The sequence below is a fragment of the Oceanicaulis sp. genome, assembly GCF_965249665.1.
Classification (GTDB): domain Bacteria; phylum Pseudomonadota; class Alphaproteobacteria; order Caulobacterales; family Maricaulaceae; genus Oceanicaulis.
Window position 1 is genome coordinate 1,112,946 of sequence record NZ_OZ252247.1, and the last position, 21,759, is coordinate 1,134,704.

At 60.9% G+C, this 21,759-nt stretch carries 24 protein-coding genes; 12 read left to right on the top strand and 12 right to left on the bottom strand.

What is annotated here, in order from left to right; translation table 11 throughout:
- Positions 1-14 precede the first annotated feature (14 nt).
- The 5 genes from ACP154_RS05205 to ACP154_RS05225 all read right to left on the bottom strand — a co-directional run bounded on the left by ACP154_RS05205 (position 15) and on the right by ACP154_RS05225 (position 2,963).
- Positions 15-458: a GNAT family N-acetyltransferase gene (locus ACP154_RS05205; RefSeq protein ID WP_421861222.1), complete on the bottom strand. Its 444-nt coding sequence runs from the start codon at positions 456-458 to the stop codon at positions 15-17.
- Positions 455-1,102, bottom strand: a complete 648-nt coding sequence (gene tsaB, locus ACP154_RS05210) for a tRNA (adenosine(37)-N6)-threonylcarbamoyltransferase complex dimerization subunit type 1 TsaB (RefSeq protein WP_421861220.1) — start codon at positions 1,100-1,102, stop codon at positions 455-457. Before tsaB ends, ACP154_RS05205 begins: the two co-directional genes overlap by 4 nt.
- A 3-nt stretch (positions 1,103-1,105) precedes the next feature.
- On the bottom strand, positions 1,106-1,744 hold the full coding sequence (locus ACP154_RS05215) for a malonic semialdehyde reductase (protein ID WP_421861217.1): 639 nt from the start codon (positions 1,742-1,744) through the stop codon (positions 1,106-1,108).
- 91 nt (positions 1,745-1,835) lie between these two features.
- The gene (locus ACP154_RS05220; RefSeq protein WP_421861215.1) at positions 1,836-2,396 is read right to left on the bottom strand and encodes a NifU family protein; all 561 of its coding nucleotides are present in this window, start codon (positions 2,394-2,396) and stop codon (positions 1,836-1,838) included.
- A 90-nt stretch (positions 2,397-2,486) separates the two neighbouring features.
- Positions 2,487-2,963 (bottom strand): universal stress protein, encoded by a 477-nt coding sequence (locus tag ACP154_RS05225; protein WP_421861212.1) that lies wholly within the window; start codon positions 2,961-2,963, stop codon positions 2,487-2,489.
- Positions 2,964-3,035: 72 nt separating this feature from the next.
- Between ACP154_RS05225 and ACP154_RS05230 the strand changes: the two genes are divergently transcribed.
- On the top strand, positions 3,036-3,620 hold the full coding sequence (locus ACP154_RS05230) for a hypothetical protein (protein WP_421861209.1): 585 nt from the start codon (positions 3,036-3,038) through the stop codon (positions 3,618-3,620).
- Here ACP154_RS05230 and ACP154_RS05235 read toward each other — a convergent pair.
- On the bottom strand, positions 3,617-4,513 hold the full coding sequence (locus ACP154_RS05235) for an ATP-grasp domain-containing protein (RefSeq protein ID WP_421861207.1): 897 nt from the start codon (positions 4,511-4,513) through the stop codon (positions 3,617-3,619). The genes ACP154_RS05230 and ACP154_RS05235 overlap by 4 nt on opposite strands.
- A gap of 137 nt (positions 4,514-4,650) precedes the next feature.
- Between ACP154_RS05235 and ACP154_RS05240 the strand changes: the two genes are divergently transcribed.
- The 6 genes from ACP154_RS05240 to ACP154_RS05265 all read left to right on the top strand — a co-directional run bounded on the left by ACP154_RS05240 (position 4,651) and on the right by ACP154_RS05265 (position 11,618).
- Entirely contained in the window at positions 4,651-5,652 is a 1,002-nt protein-coding gene (locus ACP154_RS05240; protein WP_421861203.1) for an adenosine kinase, read from the top strand.
- A gap of 220 nt (positions 5,653-5,872) precedes the next feature.
- Positions 5,873-7,918 carry a putative bifunctional diguanylate cyclase/phosphodiesterase gene (locus tag ACP154_RS05245; protein ID WP_421861396.1) on the top strand — a complete coding sequence of 682 codons (2,046 nt, stop codon included), beginning with the start codon at positions 5,873-5,875 and terminating at the stop codon, positions 7,916-7,918.
- A gap of 304 nt (positions 7,919-8,222) precedes the next feature.
- Positions 8,223-8,849 (top strand): hypothetical protein, encoded by a 627-nt coding sequence (locus ACP154_RS05250; RefSeq protein WP_133724389.1) that lies wholly within the window; start codon positions 8,223-8,225, stop codon positions 8,847-8,849.
- A 32-nt stretch (positions 8,850-8,881) separates the two neighbouring features.
- Complete coding sequence (gene xth, locus ACP154_RS05255) at positions 8,882-9,691, top strand: exodeoxyribonuclease III (protein WP_107711983.1); 810 nt, start codon at positions 8,882-8,884, stop codon at positions 9,689-9,691.
- Positions 9,692-9,804: 113 nt separating this feature from the next.
- Entirely contained in the window at positions 9,805-11,160 is a 1,356-nt protein-coding gene (locus ACP154_RS05260) for a protoglobin domain-containing protein (protein WP_421861200.1), read from the top strand.
- An 8-nt stretch (positions 11,161-11,168) separates the two neighbouring features.
- On the top strand, positions 11,169-11,618 hold the full coding sequence (locus ACP154_RS05265; RefSeq protein ID WP_421861197.1) for a BLUF domain-containing protein: 450 nt from the start codon (positions 11,169-11,171) through the stop codon (positions 11,616-11,618).
- On the opposite strand, the gene ACP154_RS05270 is transcribed toward ACP154_RS05265, so the two are convergent.
- The 3 genes from ACP154_RS05270 to ACP154_RS05280 all read right to left on the bottom strand — a co-directional run bounded on the left by ACP154_RS05270 (position 11,599) and on the right by ACP154_RS05280 (position 15,101).
- Positions 11,599-12,213: a helix-turn-helix transcriptional regulator gene (locus tag ACP154_RS05270; protein WP_421861195.1), complete on the bottom strand. Its 615-nt coding sequence runs from the start codon at positions 12,211-12,213 to the stop codon at positions 11,599-11,601. The two genes, ACP154_RS05265 and ACP154_RS05270, sit on opposite strands and share 20 nt — an antisense overlap.
- A gap of 228 nt (positions 12,214-12,441) precedes the next feature.
- Complete coding sequence (locus tag ACP154_RS05275) at positions 12,442-13,128, bottom strand: response regulator transcription factor (protein WP_107711987.1); 687 nt, start codon at positions 13,126-13,128, stop codon at positions 12,442-12,444.
- Between the two features lie 452 nt (positions 13,129-13,580).
- Positions 13,581-15,101, bottom strand: coding sequence for a serine hydrolase domain-containing protein (locus ACP154_RS05280; RefSeq protein WP_421861192.1), 1,521 nt, complete (start codon positions 15,099-15,101; stop codon positions 13,581-13,583).
- A 641-nt stretch (positions 15,102-15,742) separates the two neighbouring features.
- Between ACP154_RS05280 and ACP154_RS05285 the strand changes: the two genes are divergently transcribed.
- Positions 15,743-16,252 (top strand): L,D-transpeptidase family protein, encoded by a 510-nt coding sequence (locus tag ACP154_RS05285; protein WP_421861189.1) that lies wholly within the window; start codon positions 15,743-15,745, stop codon positions 16,250-16,252.
- Here the strand turns inward: ACP154_RS05285 and ACP154_RS05290 are convergent.
- Positions 16,249-16,944: a YggS family pyridoxal phosphate-dependent enzyme gene (locus ACP154_RS05290; RefSeq protein ID WP_421861186.1), complete on the bottom strand. Its 696-nt coding sequence runs from the start codon at positions 16,942-16,944 to the stop codon at positions 16,249-16,251. The genes ACP154_RS05285 and ACP154_RS05290 overlap by 4 nt on opposite strands.
- On the opposite strand from ACP154_RS05290, the gene ACP154_RS05295 reads away from it, so the two are divergent.
- Positions 16,943-17,560: a thiamine phosphate synthase gene (locus ACP154_RS05295; RefSeq protein WP_421861184.1), complete on the top strand. Its 618-nt coding sequence runs from the start codon at positions 16,943-16,945 to the stop codon at positions 17,558-17,560. The genes ACP154_RS05290 and ACP154_RS05295 overlap by 2 nt on opposite strands.
- A gap of 10 nt (positions 17,561-17,570) precedes the next feature.
- On the opposite strand, the gene ACP154_RS05300 is transcribed toward ACP154_RS05295, so the two are convergent.
- On the bottom strand, positions 17,571-18,137 hold the full coding sequence (locus ACP154_RS05300; protein WP_146160046.1) for an NtrZ family periplasmic regulatory protein: 567 nt from the start codon (positions 18,135-18,137) through the stop codon (positions 17,571-17,573).
- A 98-nt stretch (positions 18,138-18,235) separates the two neighbouring features.
- A complete protein-coding gene (locus tag ACP154_RS05305) occupies positions 18,236-19,420 on the bottom strand; it encodes a porin (RefSeq protein WP_421861181.1) in 1,185 nt (394 codons plus the stop codon).
- Positions 19,421-19,671: 251 nt separating this feature from the next.
- On the opposite strand from ACP154_RS05305, the gene ACP154_RS05310 reads away from it, so the two are divergent.
- The 3 genes from ACP154_RS05310 to holA are packed head-to-tail and all read left to right on the top strand — an operon-like array spanning position 19,672 to position 21,707.
- Positions 19,672-20,151: a DUF3576 domain-containing protein gene (locus ACP154_RS05310; RefSeq protein WP_421861179.1), complete on the top strand. Its 480-nt coding sequence runs from the start codon at positions 19,672-19,674 to the stop codon at positions 20,149-20,151.
- A 9-nt stretch (positions 20,152-20,160) separates the two neighbouring features.
- Complete coding sequence (gene lptE, locus ACP154_RS05315) at positions 20,161-20,664, top strand: LPS assembly lipoprotein LptE (protein WP_133724401.1); 504 nt, start codon at positions 20,161-20,163, stop codon at positions 20,662-20,664.
- A complete protein-coding gene (gene holA / locus ACP154_RS05320) occupies positions 20,661-21,707 on the top strand; it encodes a DNA polymerase III subunit delta (RefSeq protein WP_421861176.1) in 1,047 nt (348 codons plus the stop codon). Before lptE ends, holA begins: the two co-directional genes overlap by 4 nt.
- The last annotated feature ends 52 nt before the right edge of the window (positions 21,708-21,759 follow it).

A 21,759-nucleotide genomic window follows, 5' to 3' on the forward strand; every position in this document is an offset into this window, starting at 1 on the left:
GCGCGACTTCGATGTCAGACCAAATCGCGCGCCAGAACCCGTGCAGCCGCCCCGTCGCGATAATAACTCTTGCGCAAGCCGATCTGACGATAGCCTGCGCTTTCATATAGGGCGCTGGCGGCCGTATTGCGCTCGGACACTTCCAGAAACAACCGCCGGGCGCCAGACCGGCGCGCCGCCGCCTCGCTTTTCGACAGCAAACGCCCCCCGACGCCCGACCGGCGCGCATCGGGCAGAACGCCGATGGTCAAAAGCTCACATTCCCCCGCGACCGTACGGATCAGCGACAAGCCTTGCGGGATGTCTTCCGTGCGCGCGATCAGCCCTTTGACGCCGGATGACGCCAGCAAACGGGCAAAATCCTCTTCGCCCCATGGGTCTGGAAAACACTCGGCGTGAAGCGCGGCGAACAGCGCCGCGGCCTCAGGGCCGGCTTCAAAGCCGTCAGGCGCGCTCATGCCGGCGACTGGCCGCCGGGCAGTTTCGCATCCGGCGGTCGCGCATAAAGCGGGGAGGGGAGCGGCGCATCGTCCGGGGCGGTTTCGGTCAGGCTCAGCAATTCGCGCAAGGGCGGGGCCGGGTCGAAATGGCTGGGATCGGCGCCCACCAGAGCCGCGCCCGACCCTGTCAGATAAAGGCCGCCAAAGGCTTCCATCTCGTCTTGCGCGTCATGAGCGTTGCCAGAACAGATGTCGGTCACCGCACGCCCATGGGTGTAAAGGCGCCAGATCAGATCGCCGCGCCTGGCGTCATGAAGAACCATAACCGTGCGCTCGCCCTTGGGATCAGCGCGCAGGGCCAAGGCATCAAGATTGGACACGCCCAGCGCTTTCGCCCCGGTGGACAGCGCCAGACCCCGCGCAAAAGCGACGCCGACGCGCGTGCCGGCGAACCCGCCCGGGCCCACATTGACGCCGATCCGGGTCAGCGATTGCGCGCTGACGCCGGCCTCTGAGAGGATGTCTTCGACCATGGGCGCCAGGCGTTCGGCATGACCGCGGCCGATCTCTTCCGCCCGCATCACGATCTGATCCCCGGCTTTCAGCGCGCAGGCGCACCAGGGACCGATCGTGTCCACCACCAGACTGGCGGGTGTGCTCATGGCTTACTTCAACAGCTTGGCGCCTTCGTCGAAGCTGAGCTTCGGCAGACGCGGGAAAAGTTTCTCAGTGGTGCCGTAACCAAGATTGATCAGGAAATTGGAGCGCCAGGCGCCCATTTCAGGATCATTCTTGAAGAATTCCTCGTCGACGCCGTCCTTGTCAAAGCCCGACATCGCCCCGCAATCCAGGCCCAGCGCCCGCGCCGCCATGATCAGATAGGCGCCTTGCAGCGAGCTGTTACGAAAGCCGTTTTCAAACCGGGCTTCATCCGAGGCGAACCACTCTTTCGCTTCGGGATTGTGCGGGAAGAGCTGGGGAATCTTCTCATGAAAATTCCAGTCCCAGGCCAGAACCACCGTCACCGGCGCGGTGACGGTCTTCTCGATATTGGGCTCGATCAGGTGCGGCTTGAGCCGCGCCTGGTGCTCCCCTTGCAGAAACAGGAAACGCGCCGGGGACTGATTGGCGCTGGTCGGACCATATTGCAAAAGCTCGTAGAGCGCGCGGATTGTGGTTTCCGAGACCGGCTTGTCTTCCCAAGAATAAAAGGTGCGCGCGCCGCGAAACAATTGGTCCAGCGCGTGATCGGGCAGTACCCCATGACGGTCTTCAAGGGCGAGCGGGGCTTGGGTGTCGGTCATGTGGAGCTCCGAAATCGATAAAAGGGTGAATCAGCCTGACTGCGATCAGATCAAAGGTCGATCATAGAGGTCTGATTTGGTTCTGAAGCGATTAAAGCACAGCTTCGACGCTGCTCACTTCAGGCACATAGTGCTTGAGCAGGTTCTCAATGCCCTGTTTGAGCGTCAGGGTTGAGGACGGACAGCCGGCGCAGGCGCCGCGCATGTGAAGCTGCACGACACCGGAACCTTCATCATAGCTGTGAAAGACGATATCGCCGCCGTCGCGCGCCACAGCGGGGCGCACGCGGGTGTCGATAACGTCCTTGATCTCTTTGACGATACCCGCGGCTTCACCTTCATAGACGGCGTGACCATCATGCTCGGCGTCGCCGAACAAGGGCTTGTCGCTCTCAAGGCAATCCATGATCGCGCCCAGAACGGCCGGCTTGATGTGCGGCCAGTCCACGCCTTCCGCCTTGGTTACGGAGATGAAGTCCTGACCGGCGAAGACCCGGACCACCCCCTCAACCCGAAACAGCTCACGCGCCAGATAAGAGTTTTCCGCGTCTTCGGGTGTCGCGAAATCACGCGGGCCCTCTATGGAGACGGACTGGCCGGGCAGGAATTTCAGCGTATCCGGGTTTGGGGTGTCTTCGGTCTGAATAAACATAGCGGGCATCCTGCGCGGGTCGGGGAACCCTTGAAATGGCCCGTGGCGCGGCGGCGTTCAACCCCAGACACAGTAGGGGATCTGGGTCGATCAAGTCAGCGCCTTGATATCGGCCCGCGACAGATTGCCGGGGACCACCGTCACTGGAATGGTCCGGTCCTCAAACAGGCCCTTGCCGCGTCCCAGCGCGTTGACCAGCGGGCCGGGCCCGTCCTTGCCCGTCGACGCACCCAGAACCAGGATTGAAATCGCCGGGTCCGCCTCCAGCAATTCCCGCAAGGCCTCAATCAGATCGCCATCACGCAAGATCACTTCCGGGCGGGTCTCCGTGACCTCCTCGACATCCTCGGACAGGCTTTCAAGCGCAGCTTCAGCGGCTTCTCGGGCTTCGGCGCGCATGGTTTCGCCCACACCCAGCCAGTGCTCGAACCCGCCTTCAGTGTCCACAACGGCCAGCACAGTGACCATGCCGCCCGTATTGCGGGCGCGACGCGCGGCGAAATAGGCGGCGGAGCGGCTTTCTTCAGTCCCGTCGGCGATGATAAGGAATTTACGCGGTGTGCTCATGACTGTGACGTTGCCGCGTTCCGTCATTTCCGGCAAGAGGGCGCATGACGCAGCCTGCTGGGACACAAAGCCATGACCGACGCCCCGATCGCCCAGATCAAGGATCAACGCAACGCGCTGCGCGCCGCGCGGCAGATCATCTTGTACCGAGATCGTATCGAATGGGTGGAAGAGGGGCGGCTCGAGCGCCGAATGGCGCTGGATGCAGTGACCGGGGTGCGGTTGTCCGTGGAGATGGCGGGCGCGCAAAGCCAGGTCGTATGCCGGGTGAGCGGCCCGTCAGGCGAAATGCTGTTTGGCAGCCGTCGCGCCATATCCTTGAGTGAGTGGGAGGATAATGCGTTGGAATTCCAAACGCTTCTTGTCGCTCTTCACAAGGCCTTGCGGCCCCGGTTCGATACGGTGCGCTTCACGGAAGGGCAAACCCTGGGATCGCGATTACTCCTGGGCGGTGTCGGCGTGGTCATGGCCAGCATGGCGATCAGCTATATGGCGTGGATGATGCTCAACGAACAAAGCGCCATGCTGGCGCTGGCGGGTCTGCCCTTCGCAGCGCTTGGCGGCTATCTGGCCTTCGCCTTCCGCCCGGGCCGCCCTGTGCCCTATGACCCTGAAGCGCTGATCACGCGCTTCACCGCCAAACCCGATGCGGATTAGGCGAGCTTTTCTTTCAGCGCCTCCACAAACACCGCGCCCATGTCCGGGCCTTGTTCGGGGTAAAGGTAAGGCTCGATGATCTCGAGCTCCATCACCACCAGACCGCCGTCCTGACCGCGCACCATATCGACGCGAGCATAGAGAAACTCGTCCTCGCCGGTGATCTTACGTGCAGCGCTCAGCACCTCGCGCGCCAGGGCGAGATCCGCGTCTGACGGCTCCCACAGCATTTCAGAGGCGCCGTAAAGCGACTGCACCCGATAATCGCCCGATTTGGGGCGCTTGTTGAGCGCGTGTGAAAACCGCCCGCCAAAGAAAATCATCGAGTATTCGCCCTCTTCGGGCACGCCGGGCAGGAAGGGCTGAATGAGGCAGGCGCCCAGCGGCAGATCGTCAGCCGCAGGCAAGGCTTCACCCTTTTTGATCAGCGCCTGACGCCAGGCGCCGCCGCCCACCAGCGGTTTCACCACGATCTTGTCGCCGCCAAACCGGTCAAACCCAGCCTGTACCGCGTCTGCGTCCGCCTTGTCCGCCCAAAGCGTCGGAATGGAGGGGGCGCCCGCCTCATCCAGCGCCTTGAGATAGGTTTTCTCGATATTCCAGCGCACCAGGGTCGGGCTGTTATAGACCGGCGCAATCTCATGCAGCCGATCAAGTGTGTCCAAGAAGAGCTGCAGCTTGGGCGGATAATCCCAAACCGTACCCACCATGAAGCCGTCATAGACCGAAGCGTCGAACGGCTGGTCCCAGACGCACGCTTCCAGTGAGATCCCGTTCGCCTCGCACGCTTTGGACAGGGCGCCGAATTCAAGATCGAACTCGAACCAGTCGTCGCGAGCGCCCGGGCGATCCTTCATCATGTCGGCGGAGGTCAGAAAACAGATGCGGGTCATGGGCTTCCTCGGTCAGATGGCGCTGGCGCAACCGCTTAACCCGTCCCATAGAGGTTTTCCAGAACCCTTCTGCGGGTTGAGTTTACAGAGCCGCCGCGGTACACGCCCCCCGATTTCAGCTTCAGGATGATCCTCACATGACCGAAACCCGCTACGACGTCCTCGGCGTCGGCAACGCTATTGTGGACGTGCTCGCGTCTGTGAATGACGCCTTTATCCAAGAGCACGGTCTGGCCAAGGACGCCATGCTGCTGATTGACGAGGAGCGGGCGCAGACCTTGTATGAAGCCTTCCCGCCCGCTCAGGAAATCTCGGGCGGTTCGGCGGCCAATTCACTGGCGGGCGTTGCCAGTCTTGGCGTGCGCGGCGCCTATATCGGCAAGGTCGCCGACGACCAGCTGGGCGAGGTTTTCGCCCATGACCTGCGCTCGATCGGCGTGCATTATGATACCAAGCCCCTCAAGAACGGTCCCTCCACGGCGCGTTGCCTGATCGCCGTGCCGGAAGATGCGCGCCGGGCCATGAACACCTTCCTGGGCGCGTCCACCATGATGGACGAAGCTGATATCGACCCCGAACTGGTCAAATCAGCCACTGTGACCTTTCTGGAAGGCTATCTGTTTGACCGCCCTGAGGCGAAAGCCGCTTTCGTACGGGCGTCCGAGCTCGCCCAGGCCGCCGGTCGTCGCGTGGCCCTGACCCTGTCAGACACCTTCTGTGTGGAACGTCACCGCGACAGCTTCCGCCATCTGGTGAAGAACCATATCGACGTGCTGTTCGCCAATGAGGCCGAAATCAAGGCGCTATACGAAGTGGACGACTTCGAGACGGCGCTCGCCAAAGTGCGCGCCGAAACCCGCGTCGCCGCCATCACGCGCTCGGAAAAAGGCGCCGTGATCGTTTCCGGTGATGAAGAAGTGCGTGTGGACGCTGACCCTGTTGACACCATTGTGGACACCACCGGCGCTGGCGACCAGTTCGCCGCCGGCTTCCTGGCCGGCTATTCGCGCGGCGCGGATTTGCACACCTGCGGCCGTCTGGGCGTCATCGCCGCCGCCGAAGTGATCTCGCACATGGGCGCGCGCCCGCTCGTTTCACTCAAGGATCTGGCGGCGCAAAAAGGCGTCACGCTGGACTAAAGATCAGCCTGTATTGGGCTGCAAAGTGCGTAAGACTTCATCAAGGACTCCGCCCCCGCGGGGTCCTTTTTGACTTTTCGCTTCGTCCTTAACCTGATTTTTAGCACATCAGTTCAGCATCGGGTTGTTTCGTGTGCATTCCGCACGCCTTTCGCCTGCAGCTGGGGTCCTGATGGCGCCTATCAGACACGCAATTTCCAGGGTGATGCGATCTCTGGTGATGAAGTTCACTTTGCTTTGCGGGGTGATCCTTCTCGCCGCGACGACTGCGCTTATGGCTGTTGAGTACCAGCTAAAATCCCAAGACAATAATACAGCCGGTCTGGTGCATGCTGAGCTGATCACCGAATTGTTCACCACCACCGCCGCCAACGCCATCGCCATCAGTGACATTGACGGGCTGACCAATCGGTTGCTGGCGGATTTTGGCGCCCGACCGGATGTGAGCTCGGTTTACGTCGCAGATGTGAATCGGCGCGTGCTCGCGCTCAATGGCGATGCTGCTTATGATGTCGGCGATCGCGCCGCCGATCATCTGGTGCAATCTGCCATCGGCGCGGTCGACACCCGCATAGAGCGCGTTGGCGATGATATTCGTGTCGCCGAGCCGGTCTTCTTCAACGGTCGTCTGATCGGTGCTGTGGTCGTGACCGTGCCCATGTCGGCCGTCGTCACCCCCGCCATTGACATCATCATCCGGCAGGTGGTGATCGCGTCCGTTGCGCTTTTGATTTTCCTGCCGCTGGTCGCGCTGATCGTACGCAAGGCGCTGGGTCCTGTCCGTCGACTGACCGAAGCCGCGCGTCTGGCCTCCTCGCGCAAACTGGATTTGCGGATCGAAGTCCATACCGGCGACGAACTGGAAGTACTGGCGAACGCGTTCAACCGCATGTTTGCGCGCCTCGACGCCTCCGTGAAGCGCGTTCATCGCCTGGCCTATGTGGACATGATCACCGAATTGCCCAACCGCGAACGCTTCCGCAAGGAAGTCGAGCGGGTGGCGCGCGAGGCGACTGAAGCCGGCGATGAAGGCGCAATCCTGTTTCTCGATCTCGACCGGTTCAAACGCGTCAATGACTCTCTGGGCATCGGCGAGGGCGACCGTTTGCTCGAAGCGGTCGGACGCCGTCTGCGTGAAGCGGTTCGCGGCTGGGATCTGTCCCAGGGTGACCTGACCAAGGAGCCGTCCATGGTCGCGCGCCTGGGCGGGGATGAATTCACCGTTCTGTTGCCGCGCCTGCGCGACAGCGCGGATGCGGCGCGTCTGGCCCGCCGGATCGTGGATTCCGTACGCCGCCCCTTTGAAATTTCAGGTCATCAGGTCTTTCTGGGCATTTCAGCCGGCATCGCCTGCTTCCCCCGCGACGGATCAGATCCGGAAACACTTCTGCGCCACGCTGACCTCGCCATGGCTTCGGTGAAACGCGCTGGCGGCAACGCCTGTGAGTTCTTCGAAACCTCAATGAACCAGAGCGCGTTCGAGCGCCTGGTGCTGGAGAACGAGCTGCGGGAAGCCGTGCGCGACGACCAGCTCGTGGTTTTCTACCAGCCCAAGGTCTCCATGGTGGACGGCTCGATCTCTGGCTCTGAAGCGCTTGTGCGCTGGCGCCATCCCACTGCGGGCCTGCTCTCTCCCGGCGCCTTTATCCAGGCGGCCGAGGAATGCGGGCTCATCGGTGAAATTGGAGATTGGGTGCTGCGCCGCGCCTGTCATGAAGCGCAACAATTGCGCGAACAAGGCCTGAACCTGCCGGTCGCAGTGAACGTCTCCGCCATGCAGTTTGAGAGCGAAGGCTTTTCCCAGACCGTTCTGGAAGCGCTGCAGGATAGCGGCTTGCCGCCTGAACTGCTGGAATTAGAGCTGACGGAATCCACCGCCATGCGCGAACCCGAACGCGTGATCGAACAGATCGAGCCACTGCGCCGCCTGGGCGTCACCTTCGCGATCGACGATTTCGGCACCGGCCATTCCTCGCTTTCCTATCTGACGCGCATGCCCTTTGACGTCTTCAAGATTGACCAGAGTTTCGTGCGCGATATGAGCCAGGACGAGCACGCCCGCATCGTGGTTGAAACCATTCTGGCCATGGCCAAATCCCTGAAGCTCAAAACCGTGGCCGAAGGTGTTGAGACCCACGACCAGTATCGTGCTCTGCGCGCGCTGGGCGCCACCTTGGCGCAGGGCTATCTCTTCGGACGGCCCATGCCCTTTGCAGAGCTGGTGTCCTTCGCCACGTCAGGCGGGCAGGAAAGTGTGGCCGGCTAGTTTCTATCCTGCCTAGAATTGATGCATAAATATCACGCACAACATATTTCCACTTTTTAATTCGCTTTTCTGGAAATATGTGGCATTCTTACATCTGCAGCTGAGGGCTGCTCCTGAATGCGCGCCGTCCCCCCGACGCTTCAGGACGTCATGATGCTCCCCCCAGCGTCATGACACCGCGTCTTCCCTGATGGACGCGAGGCGAAACGCCCGGCGACTTCACCCCAGGTCGCCGGGCGATTTTCGTTCAGCGCCACTATCATGATCGCTGTCGTCTTCAGGCAAGGCGCGTTAAACAGGGGATATGACCGACTTTGATCCCTCCCCTTCGGACTATAGCGGCGCGGAAGACGAGATCGCGCGCCTGCTTGATGAAATACCCCTTTTGTACAAGGCGCGCGCCTTTGCGGAATCCATCGGCGATCCTGCTTTTTTCTCACGGCTGGGCGAACCGCTCGATCCACGGGAACTGGCGCTGGCGCGGGCCTATCTGGACGGTCTGGGCATGCCCGAAGCCGAACCCGCAGAGATGGGCGACTGGTCAGACGCCATTGCGGCTGCGGAAACCCTGGACCGGGACCCCTGGGCCTGGGAGGCGGAGGAAATGCAACGCTCCGCCCTGGTTGAGCGCGCCCTGGAGCGGTTGGACGAACAGGCTTTGCAGGCCGCGTTGACGCTTGTGGCGTCGAAAATCGGCGAACTCGCCCGGGAAGCCGCTGAAGCCAGCGCCTCCATGGATGACATGTTTGATGAAACCGTCATCAACGCCGCTGCCGGCGGGCTGGTGCAGGCCGCCCATGGCGCTGTGCTGGTGCTGATGGCGGAAGCGGAAGACGAAGAGCCGCCCCACCCTTTCCTGGCGCGCTGGCGGTTGTATGTGCGCGGGCGCTGGCCCGTCGGCGTCGCAGGCGCCACTTACAATATTCTCTGATCTGATCGACGCCTAGTCTTGCAGGATTTCCCATGACCCCATTCACGCTCGCCACCTGGAACATCAATTCAGTCCGCCTGCGCGCCCCCCATGTGGCGAACTTTGTCAATGAGGCGAAGCCGGACGTGATCGCCTTGCAGGAAATCAAATGCCTGCCTGATCAGTTTCCTCGGGCCGCCTTTGAGGAGATGGGCCTTCCTCATTTGCATATTGTGGGTCAGAAAGGCCTTCATGGCGTCGCGATTGCGTCACGCACTCCGATCGAAGTGCTGGACCAGGACGCGCTCTGCCCCCGCGGTGAAGCCCGCTTTCAGCGTGTGCGCGTCAACGGTGTCGAGCTTCAGAACTATTACATCCCGGCGGGCGGTGATGAGCCTGATCCCGAGATCAATCCTCGCTTCAAGCACAAGTTGGAGTTTCTGGATCGGCTCAAAGGGTATGCGGCGGATCGGGCGAAAGACAATGCGCCCATCATCATGGTCGGTGATTTCAACATCGCCCCGCGTGAACATGATGTCTGGTCGCACAAACAGCTGCTCAAAGTCGTCTCGCACACGCCGGTCGAGGTGGAGGCGCTGAACGCCTGGATGCACGCCGGTCAGTATATCGACGTGGCGCGCGAACTGATAGATGAACCTGAAAAGCTGTTCACCTGGTGGAGTTACCGCAGCAAGGATTGGCGCGCCTCGAACCGCGGGCGCCGCCTTGACCATATCTGGGTCAGTCCGGCGCTGAAGGACGCGGCGCTCAAGGACGGGCGCGACAGTTTCAAAATCTGGGACGAAGCGCGCAGCTGGGAGAAACCTTCAGACCATGCCCCAGTGACGCTGCGCCTAGGATAGAATAGTTAATATCCCTTAACTCTGATGCGTATAAAGTATACGTTATAAGTATATGTATTTCCGTTGCATATTCGATGAATTCCTCAACAGTACAGTGAACTGCGGAGGGATGCATGCAAGAACAAGATCGTGCGGCGCGCCTGGACTTTCTGGGCTTTGACACACCGACGCGGGACGCCCTGTCCCAGTGTCGTCCAACCATTGAAGAGACGTTGCCCGGAGCGCTTTCCGCGTTCTACGACGTCATCAAGTCGACCCCGGTCGCTGCAGGCTTCTTCACCGATGAAGCGCACATGGACAGCGCGAAAGGGCGCCAGCAAGCCCACTGGATGTCTATCGTGTCCGGCCGGTTTGACAGCGCCTATTTCGAAGGCGTGCGCAAGATTGGCCTGGCCCACAGCCGACTAGGGCTAGAACCGCGCTATTATATCGGCGGCTACGCGCATCTTGCCTCCGCCCTGATCCGGGCTGTCGCCAAGTCACACAATGCCGGGATCATGGGATTTCGTCCTCGCCAGACTGAACGGCTGGACAGCCAGCTGGATGCTCTGGTCAAGGCTATCTTCCTGGATATGGAACTGGCTATCTCCCTCTATCTTGAAGAAACCGAAGCCAGTGCCGCGCGAGAGCGGCATGCGCTCGCATCCCAATTCGAGCAAAATGTCGGCCATCTGGTCGAAACGCTCACATCGGTTTCAGAAACCATTGGCAACGCCTCACAAGACGTCGCGTCCACAGTGGAAACCACTTTGGAACGGGCGGTCAGCGCGGCCTCTGGCGCGGAAGAATCCGCCGCGAGCGTGCGAGCCGTGGCCGCCGCCTCGCACCAGATGGAATCTGCGACACGCGAAATTGCGGAACGGGCCAACAGCCAAAGCGACATCGCGCGAACGGCTGAGCAGCTCGCTACGACTGCAGTCACAGACATTGAACGCCTCAATCAGGCGGCGTCGCAAATCGGAGGCGTTGTCACCTTGATCCAGCAAATTGCCGAGCAGACCAACTTGCTGGCGCTTAACGCCACCATTGAAAGCGCGCGCGCCGGCGAGGCGGGCAAAGGCTTCGCCGTCGTCGCCCAGGAGGTCAAGACGCTGGCCAATCAAACCGCGAAAGCCACGGATGAAATTGGCGGTGAGATCGCTGAGATTCAGGCTGCGACCAACACGGTCGTGGACGCCATGACGCTCATCAAGGACACGATTTCCAAAATCTCTGAAACCTCCATGGGCATTGGCGCAGCTGTCGAAGAACAAGCCAGCGCCACCACCGAGATTACCCGCAGTTCGACAAGCGCAGCTCAGGGCAATGAAGCCGTCGCGTCTGCATCATCAGACATGGAGAAAGCCGCCAGACAGGCCTCAAGCTCAGTGGACGTCATGACAGCCGCTGCAAGCGAAGTACAAGCCTGTTCTTCCGGCCTGAATGAGTCCGTGAAGCAGTTTCTCTCGGCCATGCGGGTGAAGGGCTAGACAGCGCTATGGCCTTGTCCCAGCTCATCTACACATCTTTTCCGAACTTTCCGATCCGCTCGGGCTCGCTGACGGGTCCGCTAGGAGAGATCATGAGCGCTGGACGCGCCCACAATGCCCGCAATCAGATCAGCGGCATTCTGGGCGTCGAGGTGAACCGCTTTTTCCAGATTCTGGAGGGCCCGCCTGCGAAAGTGCGAGAGACCTTTGAACGGATCCGCCATGATCGCAGACATTTCGGAGTTCAGCTCAAACACTTCGGTGCGCTTGAGGAGAGAACCTTCAAAGACTGGTCCATCGGTTTCGCCGCACCCGCATTCTTGCCGTCGGGTGAGCCGGCCCACATCGACTTTGATGCGGCGAGCGTTCAAACCATTCTCGATCGCGGGCGTCTGCTTCGACGCTGCGGCGTGATCGCGGAAGCCGATCTTGAGACCCCTAGCGCATCAGAATTCTGAAATTGCCCACATCACGAAGGATCTCTTCATAGACATGCTGTTTGACGGGGCGATGATGGCTGTGAAGCGCTGTCCCGCCCTGATCATCGGGTATGGCTGTGGACACCGCCTGGTAATACGTCTCGCCCTGAAGCGTGCTGGACCGCCAGGTATTCTCCACCAGAAGCACTTCACCGTTAAAGGCGCCGACCTGCTGGAGGCGCTGGAAATGATGATCGGCGTCCTCCCCGAGAACGCCATCTAATCGATCGCCAGGTTCAACCAAGGCGTAATTACCACCCAAAGCTCTGAATCCTTTGGAAAATTCAATGAGCTCGACATGGTTACCCTTGCCCCGGATCAGACTGACTAGCGTTGGGGACATGCGCACGGTCAATCGCCAGCGATCAAACGAATACTGAAACCGGACATCTTCGAGCAATCGCATGATCCGGGCATGCAGATGAAACGAAGGCTGCTGCGCGCCCGTTTCAATTCTCGAATAATGCACCTGGCTGATGCCGAGTTGCTCGGCCACTGCTGCTTGCTTGGCGCCCGTCTCCCGCCGATAGGCCAACAACAGTTTTGCAACCTCGGTCTCGTCCGACTTGATCAAACACCCCTCCCCCAATTTCTAGAGTGATGTTCTCTAGAAGCAGGTAATCTCAAGGTATTTTATATACACAAAATTAGTAGGTATTAAAGATGTCTGAGGGTCGGCCTGTGCAGTACTCTACCCTAAGTCGAATGCTTAAGCCCGCAAGAGCAGTCCATGACGACAAACGTCGTGCGCCAGGGTCTCACTGGCTCCGGACCCAGCTAAACGCATCGGTCTCGGGCCCGGCTACATCTGTAGCCGATACCCGCCGCTTTCCGTAATCAGGAGCCGGGCCTGCTGAGGGTCGGGTTCGATCTTCTGGCGTAGACGATAGACATGGGTTTCCAGCGTGTGGGTATTGGCTTCACGGTGATAGCCCCAGACCTGATCGAGCAATTCCTCACGCGCCACCGGCTGGCCGCCCGCGCGATAGAGGTATTTAAGAATATTGGTTTCTTTCTCGGTCAGCCGCGTCTTGCGCTCTTCACCGTCCACCAGAAGTTTCATGGACGGTTTGAAGCGGTAAGGCCCCACCTGCAGCACAGCGTCTTCGCTTTGCTGGTGCCGGCGCAATTGAGATTGCACCCGTTCAAGCAACACAACGAAGCTGATCGGCTTGGCCAGGAAATCATCTGCACCCGAGCGCAGACCCAGCACATGGTCGGCGTCACCGGACTGGGCGGTCAGTAGAAGGATCGGCGTATTCACACCGTCCTTGCGCAAATGGCGGCAGGCTTCGCGGCCGTCCATGTCCGGCAGACCCACATCAAAAATGATGATGTCCACCGGCTCGGAGCGTGCGAGCTCCATGCCCGGCTTTGCAGCGTCGGCGGTGAGCACGTTGAAGTCATCTTCAAAACCGAACTGCTCGGCCAGGGCTTCGCGCAGATCGTCATCATCATCAACCAGAAGGATTGTTTTCTTGTTCGTCATGGCTCTGTCTCCAGTCAGGCGGGGTCCGGCAAACGACGCCAACCGGTCAATCTTCACCGGTAAGCCTTGCCTGCCCGCGCCTGATCGCGCAACTGCAAACGCGCAATCTCATTACAAGGCGGGTGTACTCCAAACGGCGTGAAACTTGCCTGACGCCTTTGTGAGCCTTGCGAATTTTTTCGTGAGGCCGCCCGCCGTGGTGGGGGAGGCGAGCGGGGCACGCTACCGCTTTTGCAAAAGGCGATAAGCGCCCCGTCGCCGACCCTCATACGCCGCTCGCACGCCCTTTCACATAAGGGATAGTCCGCGCAGGTCCGGTGATTTCAAAACTGGAGGATCGAGCGTCAGCCAGGTTGCCCTATCACCGTTTGCTCAGTTCTCACCGCATTTCAAGACACCACCCAGTGAGGCCATGACGGCTTCAAGCCCCTTACCGCTTGAGCGGTCGAAGACTATTCGCCCAGCGCCGCAAGAGCCTCCTGCGCCGGCTCGCACCAGTCGCAAACCTCCTGCTCAGCCCCCAGCGCTATGGAATGCCGCAAGGATTGGATCGCCCTGCTGCGCTGGCCTCGACTGAAGTAGGCGGCGCCCAGGCTGTAATGCAGCAGCCCATCTTGCGGGAATAGCTCGACATTGAGCTCAAGCAGAGCCAATTCCCAGGCTTCGTCTCCGGCCGCGCCAACATGCCGGGCCGCCAGATTGATGATGTCTGGATATTCAACGCCATATCCGTAGAGCCGCTCATAATGCTCGCTGAGCTCTGAGGCCGCGGCGACGGGATTTGAGCGGGCATAGCCTACAATTGCGCGCACCGGCGAGGGTGGAATTGGAGAGGGCTGGAATGCGCTGTCATAGACCATGTCGCGGACATTCGGGCCTGCCTGTTCGAGACTGTCATAGGCTTCATTGGTCAGATGGATGATCAGGATGTCCTCTTCGATGAAGCGACCAATCCAGGCAAAGAAGATCCCATTGCCGCCATTATGCGTCAGCACAGGCGTTCCGGCTGGGCTTGTGCGCACGCCCCAGCCATAGGCATAGAGCCCGCTCTCCGAGAAGGGTACGTAGCCGGTCTGATACCGCGCCAGAGCCTCCGGCGAGAGGATCGCGCCATCCTGTAAAGCACGGTGCCAGCGAACCAGATCTTCAAGATTGGCGTGCAGACCGCCATTACCGCGCAAACGCCAGCTTACAGGTTCAGAGGTCCAGCGGGTCAGGAATACGCCTTGGTCGGCCCGGTCCGTGTCAAGGAATGGCCAGAAATAGCCATGCGCAGCAGTGTCCGCAGACCAGTCGAGAAGCTGATACCCGGTATGGTGCATCTCTGCGGGGCTCAAAACGGCTTCGCGAAGAAACACCTCATACTCCTGTCCTGACACATCCTCGATGATCGCAGCAAGCAGGCTGTACCCGGCATTCGTGTACTCAAACCGTTCGCCGGGCGCGGCATTGAGCGGACTTGCAAACAGAGCTGACAGGAAGGCATCCCGCGATACATAAGGCCCTCGGTCATTCCCTTCGAACCCGCTGGTCTCATCTGACAACCCAGAAGAATGCGTCAGCAATTGGTGGAGGGTGATCGACGCCTTGTCGGCCGGAATAGCCGGAAAATACTGCGCCAGCGTGTCGTCTGTACTGAGCTCGCCTCTGTCGACCAGAACCAGAATGGCTGCTGCGGTGAATTGCTTCGTCAAAGAGCCAATGTCGAAAATTGTGTGACGATCAATGGGCCGTCCCGTCGTTCGGTTCGCCAGGCCATAGCCCTCTTCGAACAGCGTTTCACCGCGAACTGACACGTGGATCAGGCCAGGCGCCTGGTTCTGGGCGCTGGCGGAGAAGTAACGTTCGACCCGCTCCGCTAACACTTCAGGGTCGGTGATCTGCGCCGCAGGTCGGGCGTGGGAGGGTGTCGTAGCGACCGCGCCGGCGACAACGCCCGCGGCGATGACTGGCAAGACGAGATGTTTGAACATGAAGATCCTCATAAGGTTGGAGGGCACACAGAGGAGACCGCTATCAGGCCGCAATGGACCTGCCCGACCGGATCACGGTCAGTTCGGTGTGCGATGATGAAAGGTGAGACGGCGCGAGCTGAGCCGGTCGGTACAGGGGTCGTTAAATCCAGCGGAACCCGGCGAAGACGCAGCTTCGGGTCCCCAAGATCAGTGCGACCCCGGCAATCAGAAACAGGCGAAATGACGAAGCTTTTGACCGCAGCCCCTGGTCGATCGGCTCGTCAGACCGGAGACCGTCTGGACGACTGGCCACAACGGGGCGGCCTTGCGGGTCCGCCGCAACAGGGCGCTGCGCGTTAAGACTCGTGAACCTCTCGCGCTGGCGCCCTCAATACGTGTCAAATTCAGGTGTTCGCCAGACTTCATTATGTTGCTCTATCATTTGCCAAAAGGGCGCCCGCGAAAGCTGGGCTTCAAGCAAAGTCTTTGATAGTCTTGAAAGAAATGACAGGTGAATAATGCGGACTATCAAGGAAATCCATGGAATGGCCGGGACACAACACTGTCCGCTTCATTCAAATGCGTCTTCGCGCCGCTTGCCCTGCTTATCCGGGCTGCAATGCGCACCCCGCTAGGACCGTCTGAGCTGGAGATCGTGCATGACGGTGTATAGCGCAAGCGCCCAGAAAGCCGCCCTGGCCGGGCCTGCCTTCAAGGCCTCGTGCGCCCTGGGGCGCGCTGGCGTTATCGGGGCGGAGCTGAAATCTGAAGGCGATGGCGCCAGTCCGATCGGGCGATGGCGTGTGCGCCGCGCCTATTGGCGGGCTGACCGCATCGACAAGCCGGACACCGCGCTGGTGATCGATCCGATCCGCTCTGATGACGGCTGGTGCGACGCAGCGTCAGATCCAGCCTATAATCTGCCTGTGCGCCTGCCCTATCCCGCATCCTGCGAGACCTTGACCCGTGAAGACGGTCTGTATGATCTGGTCGTGGTGCTGGGCCATAATGACGATCCGCCTCAACCCGGCGCCGGCTCGGCCATCTTCCTGCATTGCGCCTCGCCAGAGTTCAAACCCACAGAGGGCTGCGTCGCGATTGCGCGGGACCAACTCATTGCACTTGTCGGCCGCCTGACAACCGATGACTGGATCGAGATCACGCCCTAGCGCTTCACCCGTTCACCAAACAGCGCCGAACCCACGCGGACCGATGACGCGCCCAGGCGCACGCCCAGCTCAAAATCCGCACTCATCCCCATGGACAGTTTGGAGAGCGCGGCGCGCGCGGCCAGCTTGGACAGCAAGGCGAAATGCGGCGCGGCGGGCTCTTCCACGGGTGGAATGCACATCAGCCCTTCAATGGGCAGATCAAGATCGCGCTGGCAATGGCGGACGAATTCGACGCATTCACCCACCGAAAGCCCTGCTTTCTGGGGCTCATCGCCTGTATTGACCTGGACATAAAGGGAGGGTCGGCGGCCCGTTTTCTCCATCGCCTTGACCAAGGCGCCCGCCAGCTTCTCACGATCCAGCGTCTCGATGACATCAAACAGGGCGCAGGCATCCTCCGCCTTGTTGGTCTGAAGCGGGCCGATGAGGCGCAATTGCAGATTGGGATGGGTGATGCGGCGTTCACGCCAGCGCGCTTGCGCTTCTTGCACCCTGTTTTCGCCAAAAATGCGCTGACCTGTGGCCAGCATGGCGTCGATCCGCTCATCGGGCTGAACTTTGGATACGGCAACCAGATCAATCGCACCGGCTGACCGCCCCGCCTGCTTGGCTGCTTTGGCGATACGGGTCAAAATCTCGGCGCGGGCTGCAGCGATGCCGTCAACGGAATTGGGGTACAGGTCTGTCATGTCGATGACTGGGTATGACGGCGCAGCCCGTCTGGCAAGGCTGGCGAACGCATTGGATGGCCCACGACCGGGCTTGCCGGGCCTGTTTTGCTTGACCGATCCCGAGCGTACGCCGGATTTGAAGGCTCTGGCCCGCGCGCTTCCGGACGGCGTCGGCCTGATCCTCAGACTCTTTGGGCGGGACGACCTTCAGGCACACGCCGCTGATCTTGTGAAGATCCGACATGACAAGGGCGGGCTGTGCCTGATTGCCGCTGAGCCTGAGCTGGCTTTCGAGTGCGGCGCGGACGGCGTCCATTGGCCTGAACGCTGGCTGACCAAAGCCAATGTAAGGCGCTCTCACGGATTGATTTCAACCAGCGCGCATAATCCGCCTGCGTTGCGCCGCGCCCAGGGTCTGGCGGATCTCGCCTTCGTCTCAACTGTTTTTAAGTCTCGCAGTCCCAGCGCCACACGCCCGATGGGCGCATTCCGGCTGGCCGCCTTGGCGCGCTCTTGCTCAATGCCTGTCTATGCGCTTGGCGGCGTCAATGCACGCAGCATCAAACGGCTCAATCATTTGGGAATTTCAGGCGTTGGCGCGGTGGGCGCCCTGTCGGACTCTCCGCAAATCTAGCCGCGAGACCCTAGAAGCGGAAGGCGGACTCAAACCGGATTTCCGGCGCCTTGTCCTCACCGTCTTCGCCAAACACTTGCTCTTCAGGAGAGGTGAACCGCACCTCGCCGCCAAAGCGGAAATGGTCTGAAAACTCAATGAAGGCGCCGGCGCTGAAATCTTCCAGATCCACGCCCTGATCACCACGCGCAGGCGCGGTGTAGCCGAGCGTCACGCCCCAACGATCGCCAGCCTGAAGCTGAAACTCATCAGACGGCTGAGCCCACACCGACCGCGTGGCGGACGGGGCCAGCGTGAACCGCTCATACCAGGGCAAGGCCGACGCCGAGCCACGATCATCAATGACGGTCGGGCGCGAAGGCAGATCCACCGGATCAGACATCACAGCGTCAGGCGCAGCGTCCAGCGCATCAAACGTGCGCAACGACAGTGTGAACGGGTCCAGCACGGGCGCCAGGCTGGCGCCGCCCGTCAATGCGAAGGCATTATCGGTATTGGACTCTTGCGCATACGCGGTGGTTCCGGCGCAAAGAGCACCGGTGCACAGCAATGTCGCAAGGAGCGTGTTCAAACGCATAAGTCCATCCCAACAAGTCCAAACTCATACATAGCGTAGCTGTGTGACGCTTGTAAGGCGCCGAAAGAGGCGAACCGGCACAATCCATTTGGGGCGTGTCAAAAACGCAACCCTGTCTCTACAAGCACTTGGACGCTGTCACTTTCCAGTCCACCCGCGCTTTCGCGCACGCTCATCACGCCAAGACCCAGCAATCCGTTCGCGCCAACCAAGCGGGACACGCCCAGGAGAACGCTGACGGTCTCTGTGCTGACCAGGTCAGACTGGCCATACCCCAGCTCCGTCCCGTAAAGCCAGTCGCCGTGCTCGTACGTCACCCCAAAGCCGGCACTGTCGTATTCAGCGCCCTGATAGCCGTCAGACCCCGTCAGACCTGACAGGCTGAGGGTCAGGTCGCCGGCCTGACGCACCAATGCGCCCCGCATTAGCCAGGGATCGTCAAACAGGGCGGCGACCGGCCCTTGTGCTTGCGCCGTTTCAAAGCCCAAGGATGCGCTCCAGCGCACGCCGGTTGTCGGCGCGCGCCGGTCAAAACTCGCCGCCACAGACCAGATCTCACCCAGATCAGCGCGCAGAATCTCAGGCCCGGCCGGATGACACGCCCGTGCGCACGGATCACTGTCTGGCGCAAAGGACGCAGCGACCCGCAAACCCACGATACGCCGGGATTGAATGGACACGGTTGGCGCGGCGTCCGCCAGCGTCAGACCTGTATCCGCGATATTCAGACCGCTCAGATCAAACACGGCGCCCTGGGCGCGCGTCAGACGAAAAACATGCAAAGGATCAGAAGCTTCCAGCTCCGCAGCCGTATCGCCCAACCCGGCGCGCAGCTTCACCCAGGCTGACTGCAGGTAAACTTGCGCCTGATCTGCAATCCATCGCGCGCTGGCGTCATCCAGCCCGGCCTCGCCTGACAAACCGGTCAGCAAGCCGGCGACAGGACGCCCCGAGACCTGAGGTCCGGTCAGATCCGGGCGCGCCAGACCCCGCCGTCCATCCCCGCTGGTCAAGCGCGCCTCCAGCTCGACGCCATAACGCCACCCTTGATCAGTCAGGGTTTCGCTGACGCCGCGCAGTGTGAGATCGGCGTAGGGCGAGCTCTTTCGTGCTGCGGAGTCTCCAATCCCGAAGACGAGATCAAGATCCGCTTCAAACTCAAAGACGGTTTCAGAGAGAATAGACAGATGCGCTGGCGCCGTCTGGCCCCAGGCAGTTGTCGGCGCGGCCACGAGCCCGCCTGAGAAGACGCATAAAATCAGCGCCTTACGGAAACAGGTCATAACTCGTGGCCTCGCCGAACGGCCCCGTCCCCCCGGACGTGCCCTTATTTTCTCCGCCTAACCGTGGCTGACCGTCAAGCTGACAGACCGGGTCTGACGGCAGAACTGAATATTTGTGGCATGAAAACAACAGCTGTACCGCCAAGAGCGCCAGCCTCAACACTGGCGTCCGCGCACCGGCATGCTATAGAGCAATAAGATAAAGACGCGTCGGAAACCGGCGCTAAACCGCTTGGCCGGGAGCCGTTTACATGTTGTTTCGCCGTTTGATCACTCCGTTCGCCGTCGCCGCTTGCGTGATGAGCTTGGCAGCTTGCGCGTCGCGAGGCGATAACAGTCAGGATCGGGGTCTTCTGGGCGGTGTGTTCGGCGGTGGCGGACAGGTCAGCGATGCGCCTGAGGCCGGCATTGGCGTGAACAGCTTCCTGTGGCGCTCGTCGCTGGAAGTTCTGTCCTTCATGCCCCTGTCTGAAGTGGACCCGTTCGGCGGCGTCATCATCACTGACTGGTACGCCAACCCCGAAATTCAGGACGAGCGCTTCAAGGCCACCGTTTACATTCTGGACACGCGCCTGCGCGCCGACGCCCTGTCGGTTCAGCTGTTCAAACAGGTTCGCGGCGCTGAGGGCGGATGGGTTGACGCCGAGATTGATCCTGCGACCCGCATCCAGATCGAGAACGCCATTCTGACCCGGGCGCGTCAGCTGCGCATCCAGACCATTCAGGACTAATTTCTCAACATGCTGTCCTTGCGCTCCTCCCTGCTCCGCACCGGCGTTCTGGTGATCAGTTTGATCAGCCTGTCCGCCTGCGGGTTCAAGCCGCTCTATGGCGGAGCAGGGTTCAGCCAATTGCCCGGGCTTGAGGTCAACCGCGGGCAGGAGCGCGTGGACTATCTGATTGAAGACGCCTTGCGTGATTTTCTGGGTGAGGGTCGCAGTCCTTACCAGCTGACGCTGACCAATGAGACCGCGCAAAACTCGCTCGGCCTCAGCGCTACAGGCATCGCGCGTCAATATGCTCTGGTCATCACGACGTCGTATACACTGACAGACGCCAGCGGAGCTGTGATCGCTGAAGGCCGGTTGCGCGAAGAATCCCTGTTTGATGCGAGCTCTGATCCCTATTCGCTCGTCTCCGGCGCCTCAAACGCCGAAGAGCAGGCTTCTGAAGCCATGGCGGAACGTCTGGTGCAGGAGATCGCCGTTGCGCTGCGTCAGCGCGAGGCGATTGAGCGGCGGTGAAGCTCAAACCCCGCGATGCGGATCGGGCGCTGTCCCAGCCTGACGGCTCCTATACGATCTATCTGATTTATGGGCCGGATCTGGGCATGGTGCGTGAACGCGCCGATACACTGTCAAAAGCGCTCGTGACAGATCCCGACGATCCATTTGCGGTGACCCGCCTCACCGATGATGATGTGAAAGCCGATCCCGCTGCCCTGGCCGACGCGCTTGCAGCGCTCTCTATGACCGGGGATCCGCGCCTGGTGCGCCTGCGCCTGTCTGGCGATTCAGCCCCGATCGCGCGCCTTTTGACCGAAGTCGATGACGGCGTCACGCCCTCCGAAGCCACTTTGGTGATTGAATCAGGCGATCTCAGGAAAACTTCAAAGCTGCGCAAAGCCGCCGAAGACGGCAAGCGCAGCCTCGCCGCGCCCTGCTATGCAGACAATACGCGCGACCTGATCGGTCTGGCTGAAGAGATGTTTCGCGCGGAAAACCTGTCTCTGGACCCGGACGCGCGGGCCATGCTCGCGCCTTTCCTGGAAGGTGACCGCGCTCTGGCGCGCAGCGAGCTTGAAAAGCTCATCCTCTATAAAGGGCTCGCATCGCAACGCGGCGGCGAGGCCGCTCAGATCACCCGGCAAGACATCGCTGATGTCTCGGCCGTCGGCTCAGAAGCCGCCATGGACCAGATTCTCGATCCAGCCCTTGGCGGGGATGTGGGCGCAGCCGACGCCGCCTATGCCCGAGGGCTCTCCGCCGGTCTGAACCCGGTCGGCGTGCTGCGCGGCCTGCAACGCCGCATCGATCAGTTCGACACCTTCCACACCGGCGGCGGCGATGCGGGCGCCCTGGCGCGTGCAGGCGCCCCGCGCTTCGGCCCTCCCGCCGATCAGTTCAAACGATCGGCGCGATTGTGGACCGGACGGCGTCTGGACCAGGCGCGCAAATATGCGTTTGACGCCGAACGCGCCGTCAAACGGTCGGGCGCGCCAGCCGAGGCCCTTGTTGGGGATCTGATCTTGCGTCTGTCACGCGCCGCCGCAAATGCGCGCCGATAAGGCTATTAATTTCAAGAGCTTATGGAGATTTCTCGCTGAGAGCGCCTGAAAT